Below are 18,745 nucleotides of genomic sequence, written 5' to 3'. Positions count from 1 at the left end.
GTTTTTCAAAAATAGCAGGCTACCTACCATTTTTACTATATTCACGATAGAGGGCGCATATTCCTTCTTTCTGATTAATATTTTTCTGAAATAAATATGTGAACATTTATTCAAAGAAAATATGGTCATCATTTATCAAAATTCGATCAATTTTGACAGCTTTTTTCGACTGTTCGTCAATTTCTACGATTACTGCACTTAACGTCGTGCGGCCTTCTGCAATTTCAAACCGGACTGGGAGACTTGTTTTGAATCGTTTAATGATCGTTTCTCGGTCAACACCTAAAATGCCATCATAAGGTCCTGTCATCCCGACATCTGAAATATACGCAGTTCCTTTAGGCAATACGCGGTTATCTGCTGTTTGAACATGTGTATGCGTTCCAACGACACATGATGCACGGCCGTCTGTATACCAGCCCATCGCCTGCTTTTCACTTGTGGCTTCACCATGAAAATCAATAAAAATAAACGGTGTCCGTTTGGATGCTTCCGCAATTAATTCATCTACTTTTTGAAATGGGCAGTCAATTGGCGGTAAAAACGTACGTCCTTGCAGGTTGATGACAGCCAATTCTTTTCCTTGTTTTTTAATAAAGGTGAGACCCTTTCCAGGTGTGCCTTCTGGGAAGTTAGCAGGTCGGACCATATTTGCTGCATCATCGATGAAATCGAAAATGTCTCTTTTATCCCATGTATGGTTACCCATTGTGAGCACATCAGCTCCTGCTTGCAGCAACTCATGATAGATTTTTTCAGTTAGACCTTTCCCGTGAGCAGCATTTTCTCCGTTGACAATGGTAAAGTGCGGCTGATATTTTTTCTTCAGCTTTGGCAAGTATTCTTTCAGTGTGTCTCTGCCAGGTGAACCGACGATATCTCCAACAAATAATATTTTCATGCGCTTTTGAACCCTTTCTCTTTTAAATTGATCTTCTTATCAGTGTTGCATATTTACACAAAAAAATAAAGCGGCGCTAAGCGCACCGCTCTATTTTGCATACTCTACTGCGCGAGTTTCTCGAATGACTGTCACTTTAATGTGACCAGGGTAATCGAGCTCGTCCTCAATTCGCTTACGAATATCCCTTGCTAGACGGTGAGCTTCAAGATCATTAATTGAATCTGGCTTCACCATAATACGTACTTCACGTCCAGCCTGTATCGCAAACGATTTTTCAACACCTTCATAAGATTCAGAGATATCTTCTAATTTCTCAAGTCTCCGAATGTAATTTTCAAGCGTCTCACTTCTTGCACCAGGGCGTGCTGCAGATAATGCATCAGCTGCCGCAACAAGAACAGCGATTATAGATGTCGGTTCTTGGTCACCGTGGTGAGAGGCAATACTGTTGATGACAACAGGATGCTCTTTATATTTCGTCGCAAGCTCAACGCCAATTTCTACGTGGCTTCCTTCTACTTCATGATCAATGGCTTTTCCAATGTCATGCAGAAGACCTGCTCGTTTTGCAAGCTTTGCATCTTCTCCAAGCTCTGAAGCCATGAGACCTGCAAGATGTGCAACCTCAATTGAATGCTTCAGGACATTTTGTCCATAACTTGTACGGAATTTTAAGCGGCCGAGAATTTTGATCAGATCCGGATGCAGACCGTGAACTCCGACTTCGAATGTCGTTTGTTCACCCATCTCGCGGATATAATCATCGACTTCACGGCGTGATTTTTCCACCATTTCTTCAATTCGTGCAGGATGAATGCGGCCATCCTGGACTAGCTTGTCCAGAGCTATCCTCGCTGTTTCACGTCTAATCGGATCAAAGCCCGATAGTATAACAGCTTCAGGTGTATCATCTATGATCAAGTCAATACCTGTTAACGTTTCTAACGTACGGATATTTCGTCCTTCACGTCCGATAATACGACCTTTCATCTCATCATTTGGAAGATTGACTACAGATACCGTTGTTTCAGCCACATGATCAGCTGCACAACGCTGTAACGCAAGTGAAAGAATATTTTTCGCCTTTTTGTCAGCCTCTTCTTTCGCTCGGTTTTCAGATTCTTTCGTCATGACTGCAATGTCGTGGGAAAGCTCATTTTCAACTTGATCCAGAATGATTTGTTTCGCTTCATCTCGAGTTAGACTTGAAATACGTTCCAACTCGGCTTTCTGCAAACGAATCATATCATCCACTTTGCTTTCCATCTCTTCAATATGTTGTTGTCGTTCATTCAGAGAATGATCTCTCTTCTCCAACAGGGACTCCCGTTTATCTAAAGATTCGTCTTTGCGATCAAGATTTTCCTCTTTTTGAAGTAAACGGTTTTCTTGTCTTTGAAGCTCATTTCGTCTTTCACGAACTTCTTGCTCCGCCTCTACACGAAACGAATGAATTTCATCTTTCGCTTCCAAGAGCGCTTCTTTCTTCAATGCTTCCGCATCACGCTTTGCATCCTCAACAATTTGTTCGGCCATGTTTCTTGCGCCGGATATTTTTGCTTCTGCAATGGTTTTACGAACAAAGTAGCCAACAACTAAACAGATTAGGCTCAGCAAAATGGAGATGATCGTAAACATCGTAGGCGACATATTTTCACCTCCTCTTGCTATGAACTTGGTTTTACAAATAAAGTGTCGGCATGTACATTGTTTTGTGTCTCAACATACAGGGCCTTCACAGGGAATGAGATCCTCACTGCCCTTGTCAAGTTTAAATTAGTTATCAATCATGTTAAGAAAAACAAGTGATACATTCCCATTGTAATTGTGTCGGAAATACTTGTCAAGCTAGTCAGACTGAGGCGTAAGTCGTTATTTCAAGCAAAGACAGAACTTTTGACCTGCCAGCTGTCATGTAAATGTAAAAAAAAGACGCTTTTCAGCGTCTTTTAGTCTTTTTAGTCATTAAACTCCAATTCTTCTTGTCCTTCTTCTTCAGCTGCTTTCACTCCGTTTGTATCCAAACCGTAGTGTTCGCGAATTTGCTCCTGGATCATCAGCATGATATCTTTATTTTCTTTTAGGAACTGTTTCGCATTTTCACGGCCTTGTCCAAGACGTTCCTCTTGGTAAGAATACCAAGCACCGCTCTTTTGTACGATATCCAGCTCGCTTCCAAGGTCGATGATTTCTCCCTCTTTTGAGATCCCTTCACCGTACATAATGTCTACTTCGGCAATACGGAATGGAGGTGCTACTTTGTTTTTGACCACTTTAATTCTCGTTTTATTCCCCATAATGTCATTGCCTTGTTTCAGCTGTTCAGCACGGCGCACTTCTAAACGAACAGACGAATAGAACTTCAGCGCACGTCCACCAGGCGTTGTTTCAGGGTTACCAAACATGACACCAACTTTTTCACGAATTTGGTTGATAAAGATGGCAATTGTTTTTGATTTGTTGATGGCACCTGATAGTTTACGGAGCGCTTGGGACATCAAACGTGCTTGAAGACCAACGTGTGAATCACCCATGTCTCCTTCAATCTCTGCTTTTGGTACAAGAGCAGCTACAGAGTCAATAACAACAATATCAACTGCCCCGCTTCGGACAAGAGCTTCTGCAATTTCAAGTGCTTGCTCTCCTGTATCCGGCTGAGAAAGTAACAGTTCATCAATGTTGACACCTAGTTTTTGAGCGTAAACTGGATCGAGTGCATGCTCTGCATCAATAAATGCAGCTTGTCCTCCCTGCTGCTGAACTTCAGCAATGGCATGAAGGGCTACTGTCGTTTTACCAGAACTCTCTGGACCATATACTTCGATAATACGGCCGCGGGGATATCCGCCTATTCCAAGCGCAGTATCAAGTGCTAACGAACCACTAGGTACTGTTGAAATACGTGTATCTGTTTGCTCTCCTAGTTTCATAATAGAGCCTTTACCAAACTGTTTTTCTATTTGTTTAAGAGCCATATCTAAGGCTGCTTGACGATCACTCATTCTATTGTTTCCTCCTTTATCAATTCCACTATCTATACTATACCTTGTTTTACGTCATTTGCCAAGAAAAAAACGAACACATATTCGATTTTTTCTTGGCAGATTTTTTAAGAAAAGAGTATTTTCTATTAGAAAAAACGCACTTTTATAAAGGAGTAAACCTAACAAAAAACAAAATTAACTCTCTTTTAATAAGTTGAGTAAGTGATGCAGACCATATTTCACAGCACGCTTTCGAATGCCCGACCGGCTGCCTGTAAACATCCATTCAAACACGTCCGTCTGGTCTTTCGTAGATAGTCCAATGAACACTTTTCCAACAGGCTGACCCTCTTGGGTATCAGGTCCTGCTACACCCGTAAAGCTAATGCCAATATCACTTCCGGTCAGCTTTCTAACTCCTTCAGCAAGCTCTAAAGCACACTCTTTGCTGACAGCACCATGAGAAGACAATGTTTCCTCCCGGCAGCCAAGTACCTGCTGCTTGACTTGGTTTGTATAACAAACCACACTTCCGTTCAAAATGGATGATGCTCCTTCGAGATCTGTCAGCCATTCGGAGAACATTCCGCCAGTCAGGCTTTCTGCTGCTGCTACTGTTTTTCCGTGCTCGTGCAAGGCTTTGGATGCTTCGCGGACAAGTGATGTATCCCCATATCCGTAGAAGTACTCACCTACCCGCGCCAAAATTTGCGCTTCTGTTTCTTTTAACAGACGCTCTGTTTCTTTTTCATCCTCATGCTTAGCAGTCAGCCTTAGCGTCACTTCACCGTCAGATGCGAGTGGTGCAATTGTCGGATTGGTTTGAGCGTCAATTAAATCTTCTAGGTCTGTTTCAAGCTGCGATTCACCGATTCCGAAGAAGCGCAGAACAACAGACACGATCTTTTCCTTTAAGCCAAGTTTCTCAGAAATCAGCGGCTTTGCCTCGTTTTCAAACATCGGGTGCAATTCACTTGGCGGTCCAGGAAGAAGCATATAAAACGTATCGTCTTCTTGAACAAACATACCCGGGGCCATCCCGAAACGGTTCACGAGCACATCAGACCCTTCTAGAACGAGTGCCTGCTTACGGTTGTTCGGTGACATAACGCGTCCGGTCTTTAGAAAGTAGTCTTGAATCGATTCAAATGCTTCTTCATTTAGTACAAGCTCTTTCCCAAGCGAGCTCGCAATGGTTTCTTTTGTTAAGTCATCTTTGGTTGGTCCAAGACCACCTGAGAAGATAATAAAATTAGATCTTTCCTGCGCCACCTGAATGGCCTGTTTTAAACGCTCTGGATTGTCACCAACTGCTGTATGGTAATAAACATTCACACCAATTTCGGCTAGTTGTTTGCTGATGAATTGTGCATTCGTATTCGTAATTTGCCCTAGCAATAGTTCGGAACCGACTGCAATAATTTCTGCTTTTCTCTCTGACTTCAAAGCGTACACGTCCTTTTTAGTTAGAATTCTTTAAAGCTTCCCAGTTTTTTGCAAAGTAATCCCAGCCTGAGACAACAGTGAAGAACACCGCTACCCACATCGCTAGATCACCAAACGGGAATGATACAAGTTCAAACGGCAGGTTATGCAGTAAAAGTGCTGAAATCGCAATGATTTGCGCCCATGTCTTCACTTTTCCAAGCATATTCGCCGCCACCACTTCACCGCCTCCGGCTAAAACAAGCCTTAGACCTGTTACAGCAAATTCACGGCTGATAATCACAATCGCCATCCATGCCGGTGTGAGGTTGTATTGAACAAGTATAATTAAAGCAGCTGAAACAAGCAATTTATCTGCAAGCGGATCTAAAAATTTACCAAAGTTCGTCACTAAATTAAGCTTACGTGCGTAGTATCCATCAATCCAGTCAGTTGTTGAAGCGATAATAAACAGGATCGCTCCAACAATGTGCGTCACTTCGATGCTGACGTCGCCAAAGCGTGCAACACCCCAATCTAACGGTGCAAGCATAATGATCATAAAAACAGGGATCAAGGCGATCCTAGAAAGGGTTATTTTATTCGGTAAGTTAAACATGAAATCCAATCCTCCAATAATGCAATTTTTTATGTATATAATAGTAGGAACAAAAGAAAAGTCATCTACTTGCTTAAGATGACTTTTCCTTTCCTTTATTCACAATCACAATGTTTTGTGTCATGGTGTTCTTAGGGTCTAATTCGTACTTAAGTGTCTCGTCATTTATCTTGATATTAATTCCAGACGCATTGCCTAGACGGATATCGACCTGAGAAAGCTCAGACAGGTCTGTTTTAAACGATTCGCCATCTTTTAGTTCACCCATCTTCAGCACTTTTCCAGATTTGTCTCTTACGCGCAGCCATGAAGCTTGCGAGGCAGAAATTTTTAACTCCATTTCGTCTGCACCTGATACTTCATACGTTGTTGTCGAGCCTTCTGTATTCGTCGCCTTTAAAGATACCGTTTCATCGTCTTTTGATGAATCATCTTTTTTAGATGATTTTTCTTTATCATCTGACGAAGCTTTTTCTTTTTTCTTTTGATCTTTTGCAAGAGATGAATCCTCAGATACTTCATATTTAGATTCTGATTGCTGAGGGGCCGCCTGATTATTCTTCTGTCCGCTATCATGATTGACCGCCTGCACGATCACATAAATGATGGCGATGACCACAATGATGCCTCCAATAATTAAAATTGTCGGCAATAGTTCAAGCACTTTCGAGGCAGGCTTTGGCAACTCTCTTTGCGGCTTAATATTCGATAATTTATCAGATACTTCATCGTTATACGTGCTTGGAACATCTTTACGAAATTCTTCGAACAATTGTTCAGGATTCAGTCCAACGGCTTCGGCATATTGTTTAATAAACGCTCTGACGTAAAATTTACCTGGAATAATATCATAGTTTCCTTGTTCGATTGCTAGCAAATAGCGCTTTTGGATCTTGGTAGCCGCCATCAGATCCTCCAGCGACATCCCTTTTTCCTCTCTGGCCTCAACGAGCCGTTTTCCCAATTCAGTCAAAACAAACACCTACCATTACCATATTAAAAATCGAAGCCGGAAAAACCAGAATGATCAAACACTTGTGGTTCTTCAGCGTGTTCATATGTAATTTCTTCGTCTGCGCTATTCCGCAATTCAATGATATAGTCGAAATCATCCATTGTATATTCTGAATTTTGAATAAAGATGTCTGGATGCTCGACCACCTTCGTTGCCGGCAGTCTCATAATTTCCCTTAAAAGCTGCAAATGCTTCTCAGAACCTCTTCTTGTCGACACAATCCCATCAATAATAAAGACGTTATCTGGGCTGTATTCATCTGCGATCAGCTGACTTCGGATCGTCTGTTTCAAAAGAGTTGATGATACAAACAGCCATCTCTTGCTTGCACAAACACTTGAAGCCACAATTGATTCTGTTTTTCCGACACGCGGCATTCCGCGAATCCCAATCAATTTATGTCCTTCTTTTTTAAAGAGTTCAGCCATAAAATCAACAAGAAGACCGAGCTCGTCTCTTTCAAAACGGAACGTCTTTTTGTCATCCGCATCACGCTGTATGTATCTTCCATGACGAACAGCTAAGCGGTCACGAAGCTTCGGCTGTCTTAATTTCGTTACTTTTATCGTTTCCATTGTATTTAAAATTGATTCAAGCCGCTTAATTTGATCTGTGTGGTCACAGCGTAAAAGCATTCCGCGTCTTGATACATCAACACCATTGATTGTCACAATATTAATTGAAAGCATCCCCATTAGAGAAGAAATGTCTCCTAAAAGTCCGGGACGGTTTACCTGTATCTCATATTCAAAATACCATTCGAGCTTTGCCAAATGATATTACCCCCTTCATTGTGGCAAATTTTTACCTTCCTTTATCATAAAGCATTTTCACATTTTTAGAAAGCACAATGTTGTGAAACGGTTAAAATAAAAAGAGAGGCACAAACGACCTCTCTTTTTGTTTAGTGCGAGCTATTATTTTCAACCAGCTTGACCATCATATTTGCAATGGCACGCTGCTCATCTTCTGATGCAACGCTCCAAAGGTCAGCAAGTACTCTTTCCTGCTCGTTCTTTGCCTCAACTTCGTTAGCTAGATATCCGCCAATTTCATACGCAAGGTTATTGATGGTCTCACCTTCTAAACCTTTATCCTGCGCATGATTTAAGCGATCACCTAAAAAGTTTTTCCAATGGTCCCAGTTCTCAAGTACAGACATGTCGATTCCTCCATTCGAAAAGATGAATTACAGCCATAGCTTTTGTCATGGAGAGACGAATTATACACGTTTTTTAACAGTACCAGCCGCCATTGACAGATAAAATTTGACCTGTGATATAACTTGACTGTTTTGAGGCGAGAAACCAGATGACATCTGCAACCTCCTCAGGCGATGCAAGCCGGCCAAGCGGAATTTCTTCTTCCAGCATCGCGATGTCTTCCTGCGTAAAACGATTCATCATGTCTGTTTTGACAGCACCTGGCGAGACAGCATTTGCTCTAATTCCACTTGGAGCAAGCTCTTTTGCTAATCCTTTTATAAATGCATTTTGCGCACCTTTGACCATGCTGTACAGCACTTCACACGATGCTCCCGTTTCTCCCCATATCGAGCTGATCGCAATGATATGGCCTGCTTTCTTTTGAATCATGGCAGGTAAAAGGGATTGGGTAAGCTCATATGGACTTGTGACATGAAGCTGCACCATACTGGCTAATACGTCTTTTTCTGTGTCTGTCACCAATCCGACATGGCTCCTGCCGCTATTTAAAACAAGAATATCTGGAAAGAGCGGCAGACGGCTGACAAGCTCATCTGCTCCGCCCGTTTTAGATAAATCTGCTTGAACGACATGCGTTTGAATGGAATATACCTCATCCAAATGAGCGGCGAGGCGCACAGCTGCCTGTTCATTTTTATAATAATGGAGCATCACATGGCAGCCTTCTTGGGCAAGCTTTTTGGCAGCTGCCTGCCCAATCCCGCCACTGGCACCTGTTATCAGCGCCCAACGACTCGTCACATTGATTCCTTCTTTCTATATAGAATACCTATTCTTTTCGTTTAAATGGGAACCAGTTGGCTGATCCGAACAATTTCACCATCACAGGTACGAATAATGGTAGCACAACGAGTGCGTACAGTAAAAGTCCTGTGAGGACAAGTGTTGCAATCTGCAGGAGAGACAGCACACCGGATGGAAGCATTGCGGCAAATGTTCCTGCCAAAATAACAGCAGCAGACATAATGACAGATCCCATATTTTTCATTGATTCAGTCATGGCAAACTGGATGTCTTTTGTTTTATATTCATTGAACCGCTCCATTAAGAAAATCGAATAATCGACTCCGAGCGCCATTAATATGACAAATCCAAAGAATGGCACAGCCCAGTTAATGCCTGGATACCCGAAGAAATGGGTGAAAATAAATTCAGTTACACCGATTGCGGTAAAGTAAGTCAATATGAGTGAACCTACCAAGTACAGCGGCATGACAAGCGAACGGAACAAAATCACCAAAATAAGGAAAATACCAATCATCATGTAAAGAACTGTCTTATTGAAATCTTGGTCTGACAGCTGTTTTAGATCAGCGTTCATACTTGATACACCTGAGACGCCAAATGACGCATCTTTTAGGTTTGTTTCAGGAAGTGCCCGCTCGACAGAAGCTTCCACTTGTTTAATTATCGACAAGGCGTCATTTCCATATGGATTTTTCTCTAAAATGACATCAATTTTTGTCATCTTGCGGTCATCTGACATGTATGAATCAAATACTTGCTTGAATGCTTTATTTTTTAAGACGTCTTTTGGAATAAACCAGCCGGTCATATCTTGATCTGGTGCATTTTTCAGTTCATCTAAGTAGTCACCTGCACCCATTAAGCCGCTTGAAATTTTCTCCAATCCTTTCACACTTTTGTTCAGACCGTCTGTCAGCTTGGTCAGGTTATCCCCAAAGCCGCCAATCTTTTCTTTCATTTGCTTTTGGCCATTCATGATGTCGCCCGCTCCATTTGCAAGCTTTGGCATATTATCAGCTAATTGTCCTTGACCTTTAGACGTTTGATCCAGTCCATTTTCAACTGCATCTAAGCCAGCAATGAGTTCATCGATTTGATTTGTCAAGACTTTTTGCTGCTCAGAAGCTTTTGCGATAAAGGCATCAGCTGCTTCAAGCTGCTTTCTAGCTTCTTTCGCTTGTTTGGCATAGCTGTCTACCTGTTTCGCCCCTTCTTGCAAAGTCGCAGAAAGTTCATTGTACGAAGCTTTAATCGCTTGATACGATTGATTTTCTTTTACCTGCGGGATTTGCTTTTCAAGGGTACTAAATTGTGTATTTGCTTGTTTGATTAACGCTTTTACATCTGCTGCGGCAGAGGATGACGTATCCACTTGCGCTAATGCCGCCTTTAATTCTTTGGAAATGCTTTTATACAGTGAGACTTGCTGATTCACTTGTGCGACTTGAGCCATTAATTCCTTTTTTGCACCTTTGATTTCATCTTTAATGGCTGCTACACCTTTTTTATTTTGGTCGATGCCGTTTTGCAATTTTCTTAAGGATTTTTCAACATTTTGAATCCCTGTTTGCACAGATTCTGTACCAGAAATCAATTTGTTAATGCCTTTTCCTGATGATTTGATTTGCGGCGTTTGATCCTCAATGGATTGACTCATTGTCGTCAGTGCATCTTGGATGTTTTTCAAGCCTTCATTGCTTTTATCAAGTCCTGTGTTCAGTTCTTTGGCTTGTGATTTTACGTACAGATCACTCAGCCCTTTACCGACAGGACGGGTGGCACTTCTGACTTTGCTGACGCCATCTGTTTGTTCAATTGCACGGCTGAGTTTTTCAATGGCAATCAGCCCTTCATTATTGTCTAAAACGTCAGATGATTTCACGACCACTGTTGCCGGAAGTGCTTCACCCGGTCCAAACTTATCAGAAATGGTATTGAATGCGTTAACCGATTCGTATTTATTACCAATTTCATCTAAGCTGTTATAAGAAAGAGTTCCTTTATACATGAGAATTGGCGGAAGCGTAATGATTCCTACAATTAATAAACTGAAAAGCGGTTTCTTAAATGAAAAACGGCCTGCTGTTTCCCACATTTTTGACTGCGGGTGGGCAATATCGCCTTTAATCGGCCAAAATAACACCTTTCCTAAAACTGCCATAAAGAACGGCACAATCGTGAGAAGAGCCACAATGAGCACAGCAACCCCAACTGCTACTGCTACTGCTGATTTATAAAGCTGGAATTGTGCCAAGCCAATACATGTAAAACCGATCAGAACCGCAATTCCGCTGAATAAGACGGTCTTTCCTGCTGTTTTATACGTAATCAGAATCGCCTCAATTTTATCTTTACCGTGTGCGATCTCTTCCTTAAAACGGCTGAGAAGCAGTATGCAGTAGTCCGTTCCAATTCCAAACATGATCGCGACCATAAAGATCTGAGTAAAGGTCGAGAGCGGAAAGTCTACATATTTCACTAAATAAGCTACGATTGATTGACTCACCAAGTAAGACAGTGCCACTGCGACTAACGGAACGAAAGGCGCCACAGCTGACCTAAAGACAAGAATAAGGACAACGAGAATAAACCCAATCGTAATGAATTCTGTTTTCTTCAGGCCTTCCTGCGAACTTGTAATAACATCATCATCAATTAACGGCTGCCCTGTCATTTCAAATTTCAGATTTAAGCTTTTCAGCTTTTCATTGACTCTTTCTTTAAAATCGGACGCTTTGATTTTGTTTGAGTCGTATGTAACTGGAACAAGGAGTGTCGTTTGATCTTTAGAGAGCATTTGTTTTTTGATATCTTTATTGGCTTCAAAGTAAGAAGTAATGTCCTCTATGTGGAGATCTTGATCCTTTTCTAAAATATCCATTGCCTTTTTTAAAGATGTTTCTCTTTCTTTCACAATGTTCTTTTCTTGAAAGACAATGACGATTGATTTTTCTGTATCGCCGTTTTCAGACATTTTCTTTAATAACTGATTGGCATATGAGGACGGATAGCCGTCTGGTACAGAAATTTGCCCCTTTTCTTTTGTTAATTGCGCCATATTAGGAGCGGTGATGAGTAACACTGCCGCTAATACGACCCACAGGATCGTGATCAGCCATCTACCCTTTATGATTGCTCTCATTAGAACTTTGTGCCTCCTCTTCGATGATCACTTGATAGATCTTTTCATATGTTTGAATAAATGATTCCATTTCTTTTTCTTCAAGCTTTTCAAAATAAGACCGAACTAGGTCTTGAAGCTGCTTTTCCATTCGGCTGACCACTTCTTTGCCCTCTGGCGTGACGTACAGGTGAACATTCCTTCTGTCAGCTTGATCATGTTCACGAAAAATATAGTTTTTCGTAAAAAGACGGTTGGTCATGGATGTTACAGCACTTTTGTTTACATTACATACATAAGCAAGGTCCGTAGATGTACACCCTGGATGTAAATTGATGTATCGAAGCGAGTAATATTGATCAAGTGTCAGCTCTTTATCAAGCTTTTCAGTGATCATACTCGAGACTTTTTTCTCCATCCAGAGATAGACATCTGCATACCTCTGGATGAGCTGGGCAATTTTATTTTGTTCCATACGCTACTCCTTTTTAGTTTAAGTGTTTAACTATTAAAGAGTTTAACTAATATCCAAAACAAATGTCAATGAATATCCTCGTAAATAAAGCGGCTTTTTCAATGAACATAAAAAAGACAAACTCTGCCGATATGAGTTTGTCTTTTTAAATTTATTTTGTTTTTGGAACGACTTTGAAAACAGACATCCGTTCTTCATCAATTTCTTCATCTAAAATTTGCTGAATATCAGCTAATTGAATTTGTTCCAGCATTGTGACGACATCAAATAAGCTCATGTCTAAGAATGCATATCGAGTAAATTGGTTCGCGATGTATTCTGGAGAATTCATGGCTTTTAAAAAGCTGCCGATTTTTTTCTTGCGTGCAAGCTCAATTTTCTCTTCTGTCATGAGGCTTTTTGCTTGAAGAAGGGTTTCTTTTAATACTTTTGCGAGTTGATCAGGATCATTTGTATCCCCTCCAACTGAAGTGAAGCCAAAACCGCCTTCTTCGGTATAATCGTAGCTGAATGTTTCATCAATTAAGCCCTTTTCATACATCTGTTCATATTGTAAGGAGCTTTTGCCAAACAGCGTCTCTAAAATGAGATTCATCCCAAGCTCATGCTTTAGCAGCTGATTTCCTTTTTTATGCGGATTCTTTGTTTTCAAACCGAACATACATTTAGAGCCTTGTACGTTCATTGGAAGTTCGTATTCTTTCCGGTATACACCTTCAGGCTCATTGATGTCTTTTCGTTTGATCTCCGGCTGGTCTGTAAATGGCTTTTTCGCCTGATTCGCTCTGACTTGATCTAAAATTTGCTTCGGATCAACAGGACCGACAACGAATAGAAGCATATTGCTCGGGTGATAGAACGTTTCATAGCATTCATATAAATGATCTTTTGTAATAGGGGCAATGCTCTCTACTGTTCCAGCAATATCTATTCTCACAGGATGCTCTTGATATAAATTTTCAATCAGACCAAAGAATAAACGCCAGTCCGGATTGTCATCATACATGTTAATCTCTTGACCAATGATGCCCTTTTCTTTTTCGACTGTTTTTTCAGTAAAATAAGGCTCTTGAACAAAATCAATGAGTGTCTCAAGGTTTTGTTCGACATTTGAAGTGCTTGAGAACAAATAAGCCGTTCTTGTAAACGTTGTAAAAGCGTTTGCGGATGCTCCTTGTTTACTAAAAGTATGAAACACGTCTCCATCTTCTTTTTCAAACAGCTTATGCTCTAAGAAATGGGCAATTCCGTCAGGCACTCGAATCATGTCTTCTTTTCCAAGCGGCACAAATTCGTTATCGACAGAGCCATATTTTGTTGTAAAAGTCGCATAGGTTTTGTTAAACCCTTGCTTTGGCAGCACATAGACGTCAAGTCCGCTTTCCATTTTTTCGTGATAGACCGTTTCTTGCAGCTGATCGAATTGAATTGTTTTCACTGTCATGAAGCACCCTCCGTTCCTTTAAGAAAATAGGTCGTATCCCATTCGATTTTCTGACCCACTTTGATGATGTCCTCTTTTGTCACTCGGTCTAATGCTTCTAAAAAGGAATCAAGGGTTTCCCCAGTTGGCACAACGGCATGCTGATACAAATATTCTGCTGTTCCATAAGACGTATCGATCGTTTCAAGCAGCTGGTTTTTGACGACTGCTTTTGTTTGATCAATTGCTTCATCTGAAAAATCACCTTTTTGCATCGCTTCAAATTGTTCTTTGATGATGTCCACTGCCTGCTGGTAGTTGCCGACTTCAATTCCTGACATCACCATCATCAAGCCTTTAAAGCTCTCAAGTCTAGACACAGCGTAGTAAGCAAGACTTGCTTTTTCCCGAACATTAATGAAAAGCTTAGAATGCGAGAAACCGCCGAATATGCCATTAAACAAATGCAGTGCCGGATAATCTTTATCTGCAATCGTTGTATGTGTGCGAAAGCCGATATTCAGCTTGCCTTGTTTTACGTCCTCTTCATCAATGACTTCTTTTGGTCCATTTTGAGCTCTTGCTGATTCAGTCTGCTTTTTGACTGGTTCTCTTTCACTTGTTTTAAAGTACTGGGAGACCATTCGGCTGATGTCTTCTTCGTCAACATCTCCGACAACATAAAGATCAAGCTGGTTTGATTGAAGCGCATGCTCATAAGCTTCAAAGAGCGAGTGAGCTGTGATGGCGTCAATGTCTTCCATTTCACCATTGACGTGCAGTGCATAAGGTTCTCCTTTACACATTTCCTGCACGAGTCTTAAGTTCGAATAACGCATTTTGTCATCATAAACTGCCTGAATTCGCTGTTTTAAAGTGCGTTTTTCTTGATCCACATATAATTGACTAAACACCCCATCTTCAACATACGGGTGGAATAATAGGTCGGATAGTAAGGAAATCCCTTTTTCTAGTAAAGGAGTTTGATCCTTTAAATATTTTTCATTCGCCATTTCTAGGCGGAAGGTAATGATGTGATTCTCACCTTTTTTTGCCATGTCTGCCGAAACGGTTGCTCCATAGAGCTCATCAAAATAGGCACGCAGTGCTCCTGTTTTGGGCATCTTTTCTGTTCCTCTTAACAGCACATGCGGGAAAAGAGAACGCATGGTGACGTCATCTTTGGATAGCGGTGCAAGCATTTTAAAAAGAATTGTCACAGTTTTAAATTTTTCTGTTTTGACAATATGAGTATGAAGACCAGGTGTGTCCAGTGTCTTCTCTTGTAAGTACGTCATGAGAAACCTCCTTTGTTCATCCTATTTATTATGTATTAGAACATGGCTGATATATACGTGAAACAGCCATTTAATAGACATTATATCAATCAGAGGAAAGGATAGGAAATAAAAACGCCTCTGCTCATAGCAGAGACGCCAGTCGTTATTTCATTCTAAACGGCCACCAATTCCATTTACCAAAAATACGAACCATGACCGGAATAAAGAGGGGCAATACAACAAAAGCATATAATAAAAGTCCAATGAGTACGACCGTTGCAATTTCAACAAGCGATAATACTCCTGATGGCAGCATAGCAGCGAACGTACCTGCTAAAATGGCCACTGCAGAAATAATGACAGAACCCATATTTCTCATCGCTGATATCATCGATGCTTGTACATGCTCTCCCTTCCATTCATTAAAACGATCCATGAGGAAGATGGAATAATCGATCCCGAGCGTCACAAGAATGACAAAGCTGAAAAATGGGACAGCCCAGCTGACACCATCGTAGCCAAAAAATGTTTTAAAGATCCATTCTGTTAAACCGATTGATGTAAAATACGTTAAAATCAGTGAAAGTGTTAAGTATATCGGCATGACGATTGACCGTAATAAAATAATTAAAATAATAAAAATACCAATTAACATGAAGATAACAGTTCGAATAAAGTCACCGTCAGACGTTTCTTTTAAGTCCACATTTAAGCTTGAGATACCAGATACCCCGTATTTGGCATTTTTGAGTCCACTTACAGGTAAATATTGATCAAGGGTTTCCTCAATTTTCGCGACACCTTTCATCGCTTCATTGCTGTATGGATTCACATTTAAGATGACTTCAAAAGTCGTTAATTTACGATCTGGAGACATATACGTATGAAAGATTTGCTTAAATTCTTGGCGTTTCAGCACTTCTTCTGGAATAAACCAGCCCGTTACTTCTTCATCTGGCGCTTGCTGAAGCTGCTTTAAGTAGCCGTCAGCCTCGGTGAAGCCGCTTTTGACCTGCTCAAGCCCTTCAATACTTTCATCTAATCCATCTGTTAATAACGTAAGTTTCGATGAAAGCTGACTAAATCCTTTTTTGATGGCTTTTTGGCCTTCTGTCAGCTGATCTGCACCATCTTCGATTTTAGGCATTTCTTTAATCAATTGTTTTTGGCCCTCATTTGTTTGGTCAAGGCCGTCATAAATTTGATCAAGCCCGTCCATGAGCGCTTGCACTTGGCGTTTTACTTCTTTTTGCTTGCTTGATAAGGTTTGAATCACTTGATCTGCCTGCTTGATCTTTTGCTTAAAATGAGCGGCTTCCTCTTCATATACACTCATTTGATCCCCTGCTTGATCAAGCATTCCTTTTGTTTCTTTGAATACTTTCTTGATTTCTTTATATTCATCCATGTCTTTTACTTCTGGAAGACGATTTTCTAGTGCTTCAAATGATAGATTTTCATAGGATGCTTTTACTTTCTTAATGGTTGTTATCAGCTGCTGATTTGATTTCGCATGGCGTTCAAGTGTATTCACCACACGCTCTAACTCTTGAATCATCGTTTCGCTGCTGCGATATTCTTGCTCTAATTCTTTTTTCGCTTTTTTGATTTTACTTCGAATGGTGCCGACGCCTTCCTTACTGCGTCTCACCCCATCTTCTAAAGAGATTAGGGATTCCCTGACTTCTCCGACACCGCTTTTGATTGCTTTTGTTCCATCAATCAGCTGGTCAATGCCTTGAGCGGATTCTTCAATTTTTGGTTTTTGTTTGAGAAGAGCGAGATTTGTTTCGGTCAAGCCATCTGAAATTTTCCCGATTCCTTCATGGCCTTTGCCAAGTTCTCCTCCCAGCTCTTTCGCTTGAGAGGTGACATAAAGCTGGCTCAGCCCGTCCCCAACAGGACGCGTGACACTGCGGACTGTTTTGACTTCGTCAATGTCATTTAATTTACGAGTCAGTTTTTCAATCATGACAATCTTTTCTTGATTATCTAGCTTATCATCATTTTCGACAAGCACATTCAGCGGCAGCGCTTCACCAAAGCCAAATTGCTCTGATATCGTATTAAATGCAGACACCGACTCATACTTATTCCCAATTTCATTTAAACTGTTATAAGACAGGGTGCCGTCGTACATCAGAATAGGAGGTACCGTAATAAGAGCGACTAACCCTAAGCTGATGAGCGGCCTTTTAAATGAAAAACGCCCAGCCCATTCCCACATTTTACTTTGCGGGTGCCGAATGTTTTCTCTTTTAGATGGCCAGAAAAGAGATTTTCCGAAAACAGACATAAAAAAGGGAACGATGGTGACAAGGGCAATCAGAAGAATGCCCACTCCAACGGCAACACTAACGGCTGATTGATACAATTGGAATTTAGCAAATCCAATACTTGAGAAGCCGACTAACACGGCTAAGCCGCTGAAAAATACCGTTTTCCCTGCACATTGATATGTGACGATAATCGACTCTTTGACATCACGGCCTTGACCGATCTCCTCTTTAAAACGGCTTAACAGCAGGATGCAATAATCCGTTCCGATACCGAACATAATGGCTACCATAAAAATCTGAGTAAAATTAGATAGAGGAAATTGTGTATATTCTACGAGAAAAGCCACAATACACCGGCTGACAGCGTAAGAAATGCCTATCGTAATGAGCGGAACAACAGGTGCCAATATCGATCTGAAAACAATAATTAAAATAAAGAAAATAAAAATCATCGTGATAAGTTCGGTTTTCTTCAGACCTTGTTGAGAGCTTTGAATGACATCTGAATCCACAAACTTTTGACCCGTTATTTCATATGAGACATGATAGGGCTTTAAAACTTCCTCAATTTGTTCTTTAATCTTCACAGCTTTTGTTTCGTAGTGGTCGAATTTGAATGGAACAAGAAGTGTACTTTTATCCTTTGATAAAAGTTGTTTTTGAATGTCCGGATCTACATGAAAATACGAAGTAATTCCGTCAATGTGGAGTTCTGGGGCATTTGACATGAGTGCAGCTAAAGCCTTTTTTAATTCCTGCTCTTTCGCAGGGAACAGATGTTGTTCGGAGAATACAAGCACACCTGTATCTTTCTTCCCGTTCTTATCTGACAGCTTATCCAATAGGTGAAGTGCCTCAGCTGTTGGTGTCCCCTCCGGAACCTTTAATTGCCCTTTTTCTCTTGTTAATTCCTCTAAATCGGGCGCAGTAATAAACAGAATCACAGCTGTTATCATCCACACCACTAATACAATCCATCTTGCTTTAATTATTTGCAACATAGCTGCTTCAAGCTCCTTCTACTTCTTCAATCAATTTGCTGTATTTGAGCGTGTCTGAAGTGCTGACTGCGTCTCCTTCAAATGGCAGGATGACCTATTCAATTGTCCTTTCGTGTTGAAGAAGCATATCTCCATCATCAGCACGCGTGCTCAATTTCTGCCTAAAGAAAGACAGAAAATGAATGTTTTTGAACACCTCCAATTTGGGATAATTTAAAAGATATTACTATACATTAGTTTAACTAT

General features: G+C 40.8%; 14 protein-coding genes. All 14 read right to left on the bottom strand.

The genetic code is table 11. The features are described from left to right. Positions 1 to 106: 106 nt before the first annotated feature. Complete coding sequence (locus tag MHB69_RS08300; RefSeq protein ID WP_024424109.1) at positions 107 to 901, bottom strand: TIGR00282 family metallophosphoesterase; 795 nt, start codon at positions 899 to 901, stop codon at positions 107 to 109. 90 nt (positions 902 to 991) lie between these two features. Then, entirely contained in the window at positions 992 to 2,554 is a 1,563-nt protein-coding gene (gene rny / locus MHB69_RS08295; protein ID WP_003211958.1) for a ribonuclease Y, read from the bottom strand. 308 nt (positions 2,555 to 2,862) lie between these two features. Further along, a complete protein-coding gene (recA, locus tag MHB69_RS08290) occupies positions 2,863 to 3,906 on the bottom strand; it encodes a recombinase RecA (protein WP_034281901.1) in 1,044 nt (347 codons plus the stop codon). 177 nt (positions 3,907 to 4,083) lie between these two features. Beyond that, entirely contained in the window at positions 4,084 to 5,334 is a 1,251-nt protein-coding gene (locus tag MHB69_RS08285) for a competence/damage-inducible protein A (protein ID WP_041117442.1), read from the bottom strand. 16 nt (positions 5,335 to 5,350) lie between these two features. After that, positions 5,351 to 5,932 (bottom strand): CDP-diacylglycerol--glycerol-3-phosphate 3-phosphatidyltransferase, encoded by a 582-nt coding sequence (gene pgsA / locus MHB69_RS08280; protein WP_342496158.1) that lies wholly within the window; start codon positions 5,930 to 5,932, stop codon positions 5,351 to 5,353. Positions 5,933 to 6,005: 73 nt separating this feature from the next. Then, the gene (locus MHB69_RS08275) at positions 6,006 to 6,905 is read right to left on the bottom strand and encodes a RodZ domain-containing protein (protein ID WP_326136426.1); all 900 of its coding nucleotides are present in this window, start codon (positions 6,903 to 6,905) and stop codon (positions 6,006 to 6,008) included. Between the two features lie 23 nt (positions 6,906 to 6,928). Then, positions 6,929 to 7,720, bottom strand: coding sequence for a DUF3388 domain-containing protein (locus tag MHB69_RS08270; RefSeq protein WP_003211480.1), 792 nt, complete (start codon positions 7,718 to 7,720; stop codon positions 6,929 to 6,931). 131 nt (positions 7,721 to 7,851) lie between these two features. Beyond that, positions 7,852 to 8,109, bottom strand: a complete 258-nt coding sequence (locus tag MHB69_RS08265; RefSeq protein WP_041109118.1) for a DUF3243 domain-containing protein — start codon at positions 8,107 to 8,109, stop codon at positions 7,852 to 7,854. Positions 8,110 to 8,182: 73 nt separating this feature from the next. Beyond that, positions 8,183 to 8,914: an SDR family oxidoreductase gene (locus tag MHB69_RS08260; protein ID WP_342496157.1), complete on the bottom strand. Its 732-nt coding sequence runs from the start codon at positions 8,912 to 8,914 to the stop codon at positions 8,183 to 8,185. 28 nt (positions 8,915 to 8,942) lie between these two features. Next, on the bottom strand, positions 8,943 to 12,062 hold the full coding sequence (locus MHB69_RS08255) for an MMPL family transporter (RefSeq protein WP_342496156.1): 3,120 nt from the start codon (positions 12,060 to 12,062) through the stop codon (positions 8,943 to 8,945). Beyond that, entirely contained in the window at positions 12,040 to 12,516 is a 477-nt protein-coding gene (locus MHB69_RS08250; RefSeq protein ID WP_046311014.1) for a MarR family transcriptional regulator, read from the bottom strand. The genes MHB69_RS08255 and MHB69_RS08250 overlap by 23 nt, the downstream gene beginning before the upstream one ends. Before the next feature lie 151 nt (positions 12,517 to 12,667). Then, entirely contained in the window at positions 12,668 to 13,960 is a 1,293-nt protein-coding gene (locus MHB69_RS08245) for a pitrilysin family protein (protein ID WP_025092606.1), read from the bottom strand. Then, positions 13,957 to 15,237: a pitrilysin family protein gene (locus MHB69_RS08240; RefSeq protein ID WP_120206995.1), complete on the bottom strand. Its 1,281-nt coding sequence runs from the start codon at positions 15,235 to 15,237 to the stop codon at positions 13,957 to 13,959. Before MHB69_RS08240 ends, MHB69_RS08245 begins: the two co-directional genes overlap by 4 nt. A gap of 145 nt (positions 15,238 to 15,382) precedes the next feature. Continuing rightward, entirely contained in the window at positions 15,383 to 18,499 is a 3,117-nt protein-coding gene (locus MHB69_RS08235; protein ID WP_211042730.1) for an MMPL family transporter, read from the bottom strand. Positions 18,500 to 18,745: the final 246 nt, after the last annotated feature.

Origin of the sequence: Bacillus sp. FSL K6-0994, assembly GCF_038630815.1 — a bacterium.
Lineage (GTDB): Bacteria > Bacillota > Bacilli > Bacillales > Bacillaceae > Bacillus > Bacillus safensis.
The sequence above is the reverse complement of the archived record's forward strand: the minus strand, read 5'-3'. Positions and strand labels throughout refer to the sequence as shown.

Coding starts and splice junctions, on each gene's coding strand:
- rny (WP_003211958.1), bottom strand. CDS start 2,554: ATGTCGCCTACGATGTTTACGATCATCTCCATTTTGCTGAGCCTAATC.
- MHB69_RS08255 (WP_342496156.1), bottom strand. CDS start 12,062: ATGAGAGCAATCATAAAGGGTAGATGGCTGATCACGATCCTGTGGGTC.
- MHB69_RS08250 (WP_046311014.1), bottom strand. CDS start 12,516: ATGGAACAAAATAAAATTGCCCAGCTCATCCAGAGGTATGCAGATGTC.
- MHB69_RS08300 (WP_024424109.1), bottom strand. CDS start 901: ATGAAAATATTATTTGTTGGAGATATCGTCGGTTCACCTGGCAGAGAC.
- MHB69_RS08245 (WP_025092606.1), bottom strand. CDS start 13,960: ATGACAGTGAAAACAATTCAATTCGATCAGCTGCAAGAAACGGTCTAT.
- pgsA (WP_342496158.1), bottom strand. CDS start 5,932: ATGTTTAACTTACCGAATAAAATAACCCTTTCTAGGATCGCCTTGATC.
- MHB69_RS08235 (WP_211042730.1), bottom strand. CDS start 18,499: ATGTTGCAAATAATTAAAGCAAGATGGATTGTATTAGTGGTGTGGATG.
- recA (WP_034281901.1), bottom strand. CDS start 3,906: ATGAGTGATCGTCAAGCAGCCTTAGATATGGCTCTTAAACAAATAGAA.
- MHB69_RS08240 (WP_120206995.1), bottom strand. CDS start 15,237: ATGACGTACTTACAAGAGAAGACACTGGACACACCTGGTCTTCATACT.
- MHB69_RS08265 (WP_041109118.1), bottom strand. CDS start 8,109: ATGTCTGTACTTGAGAACTGGGACCATTGGAAAAACTTTTTAGGTGAT.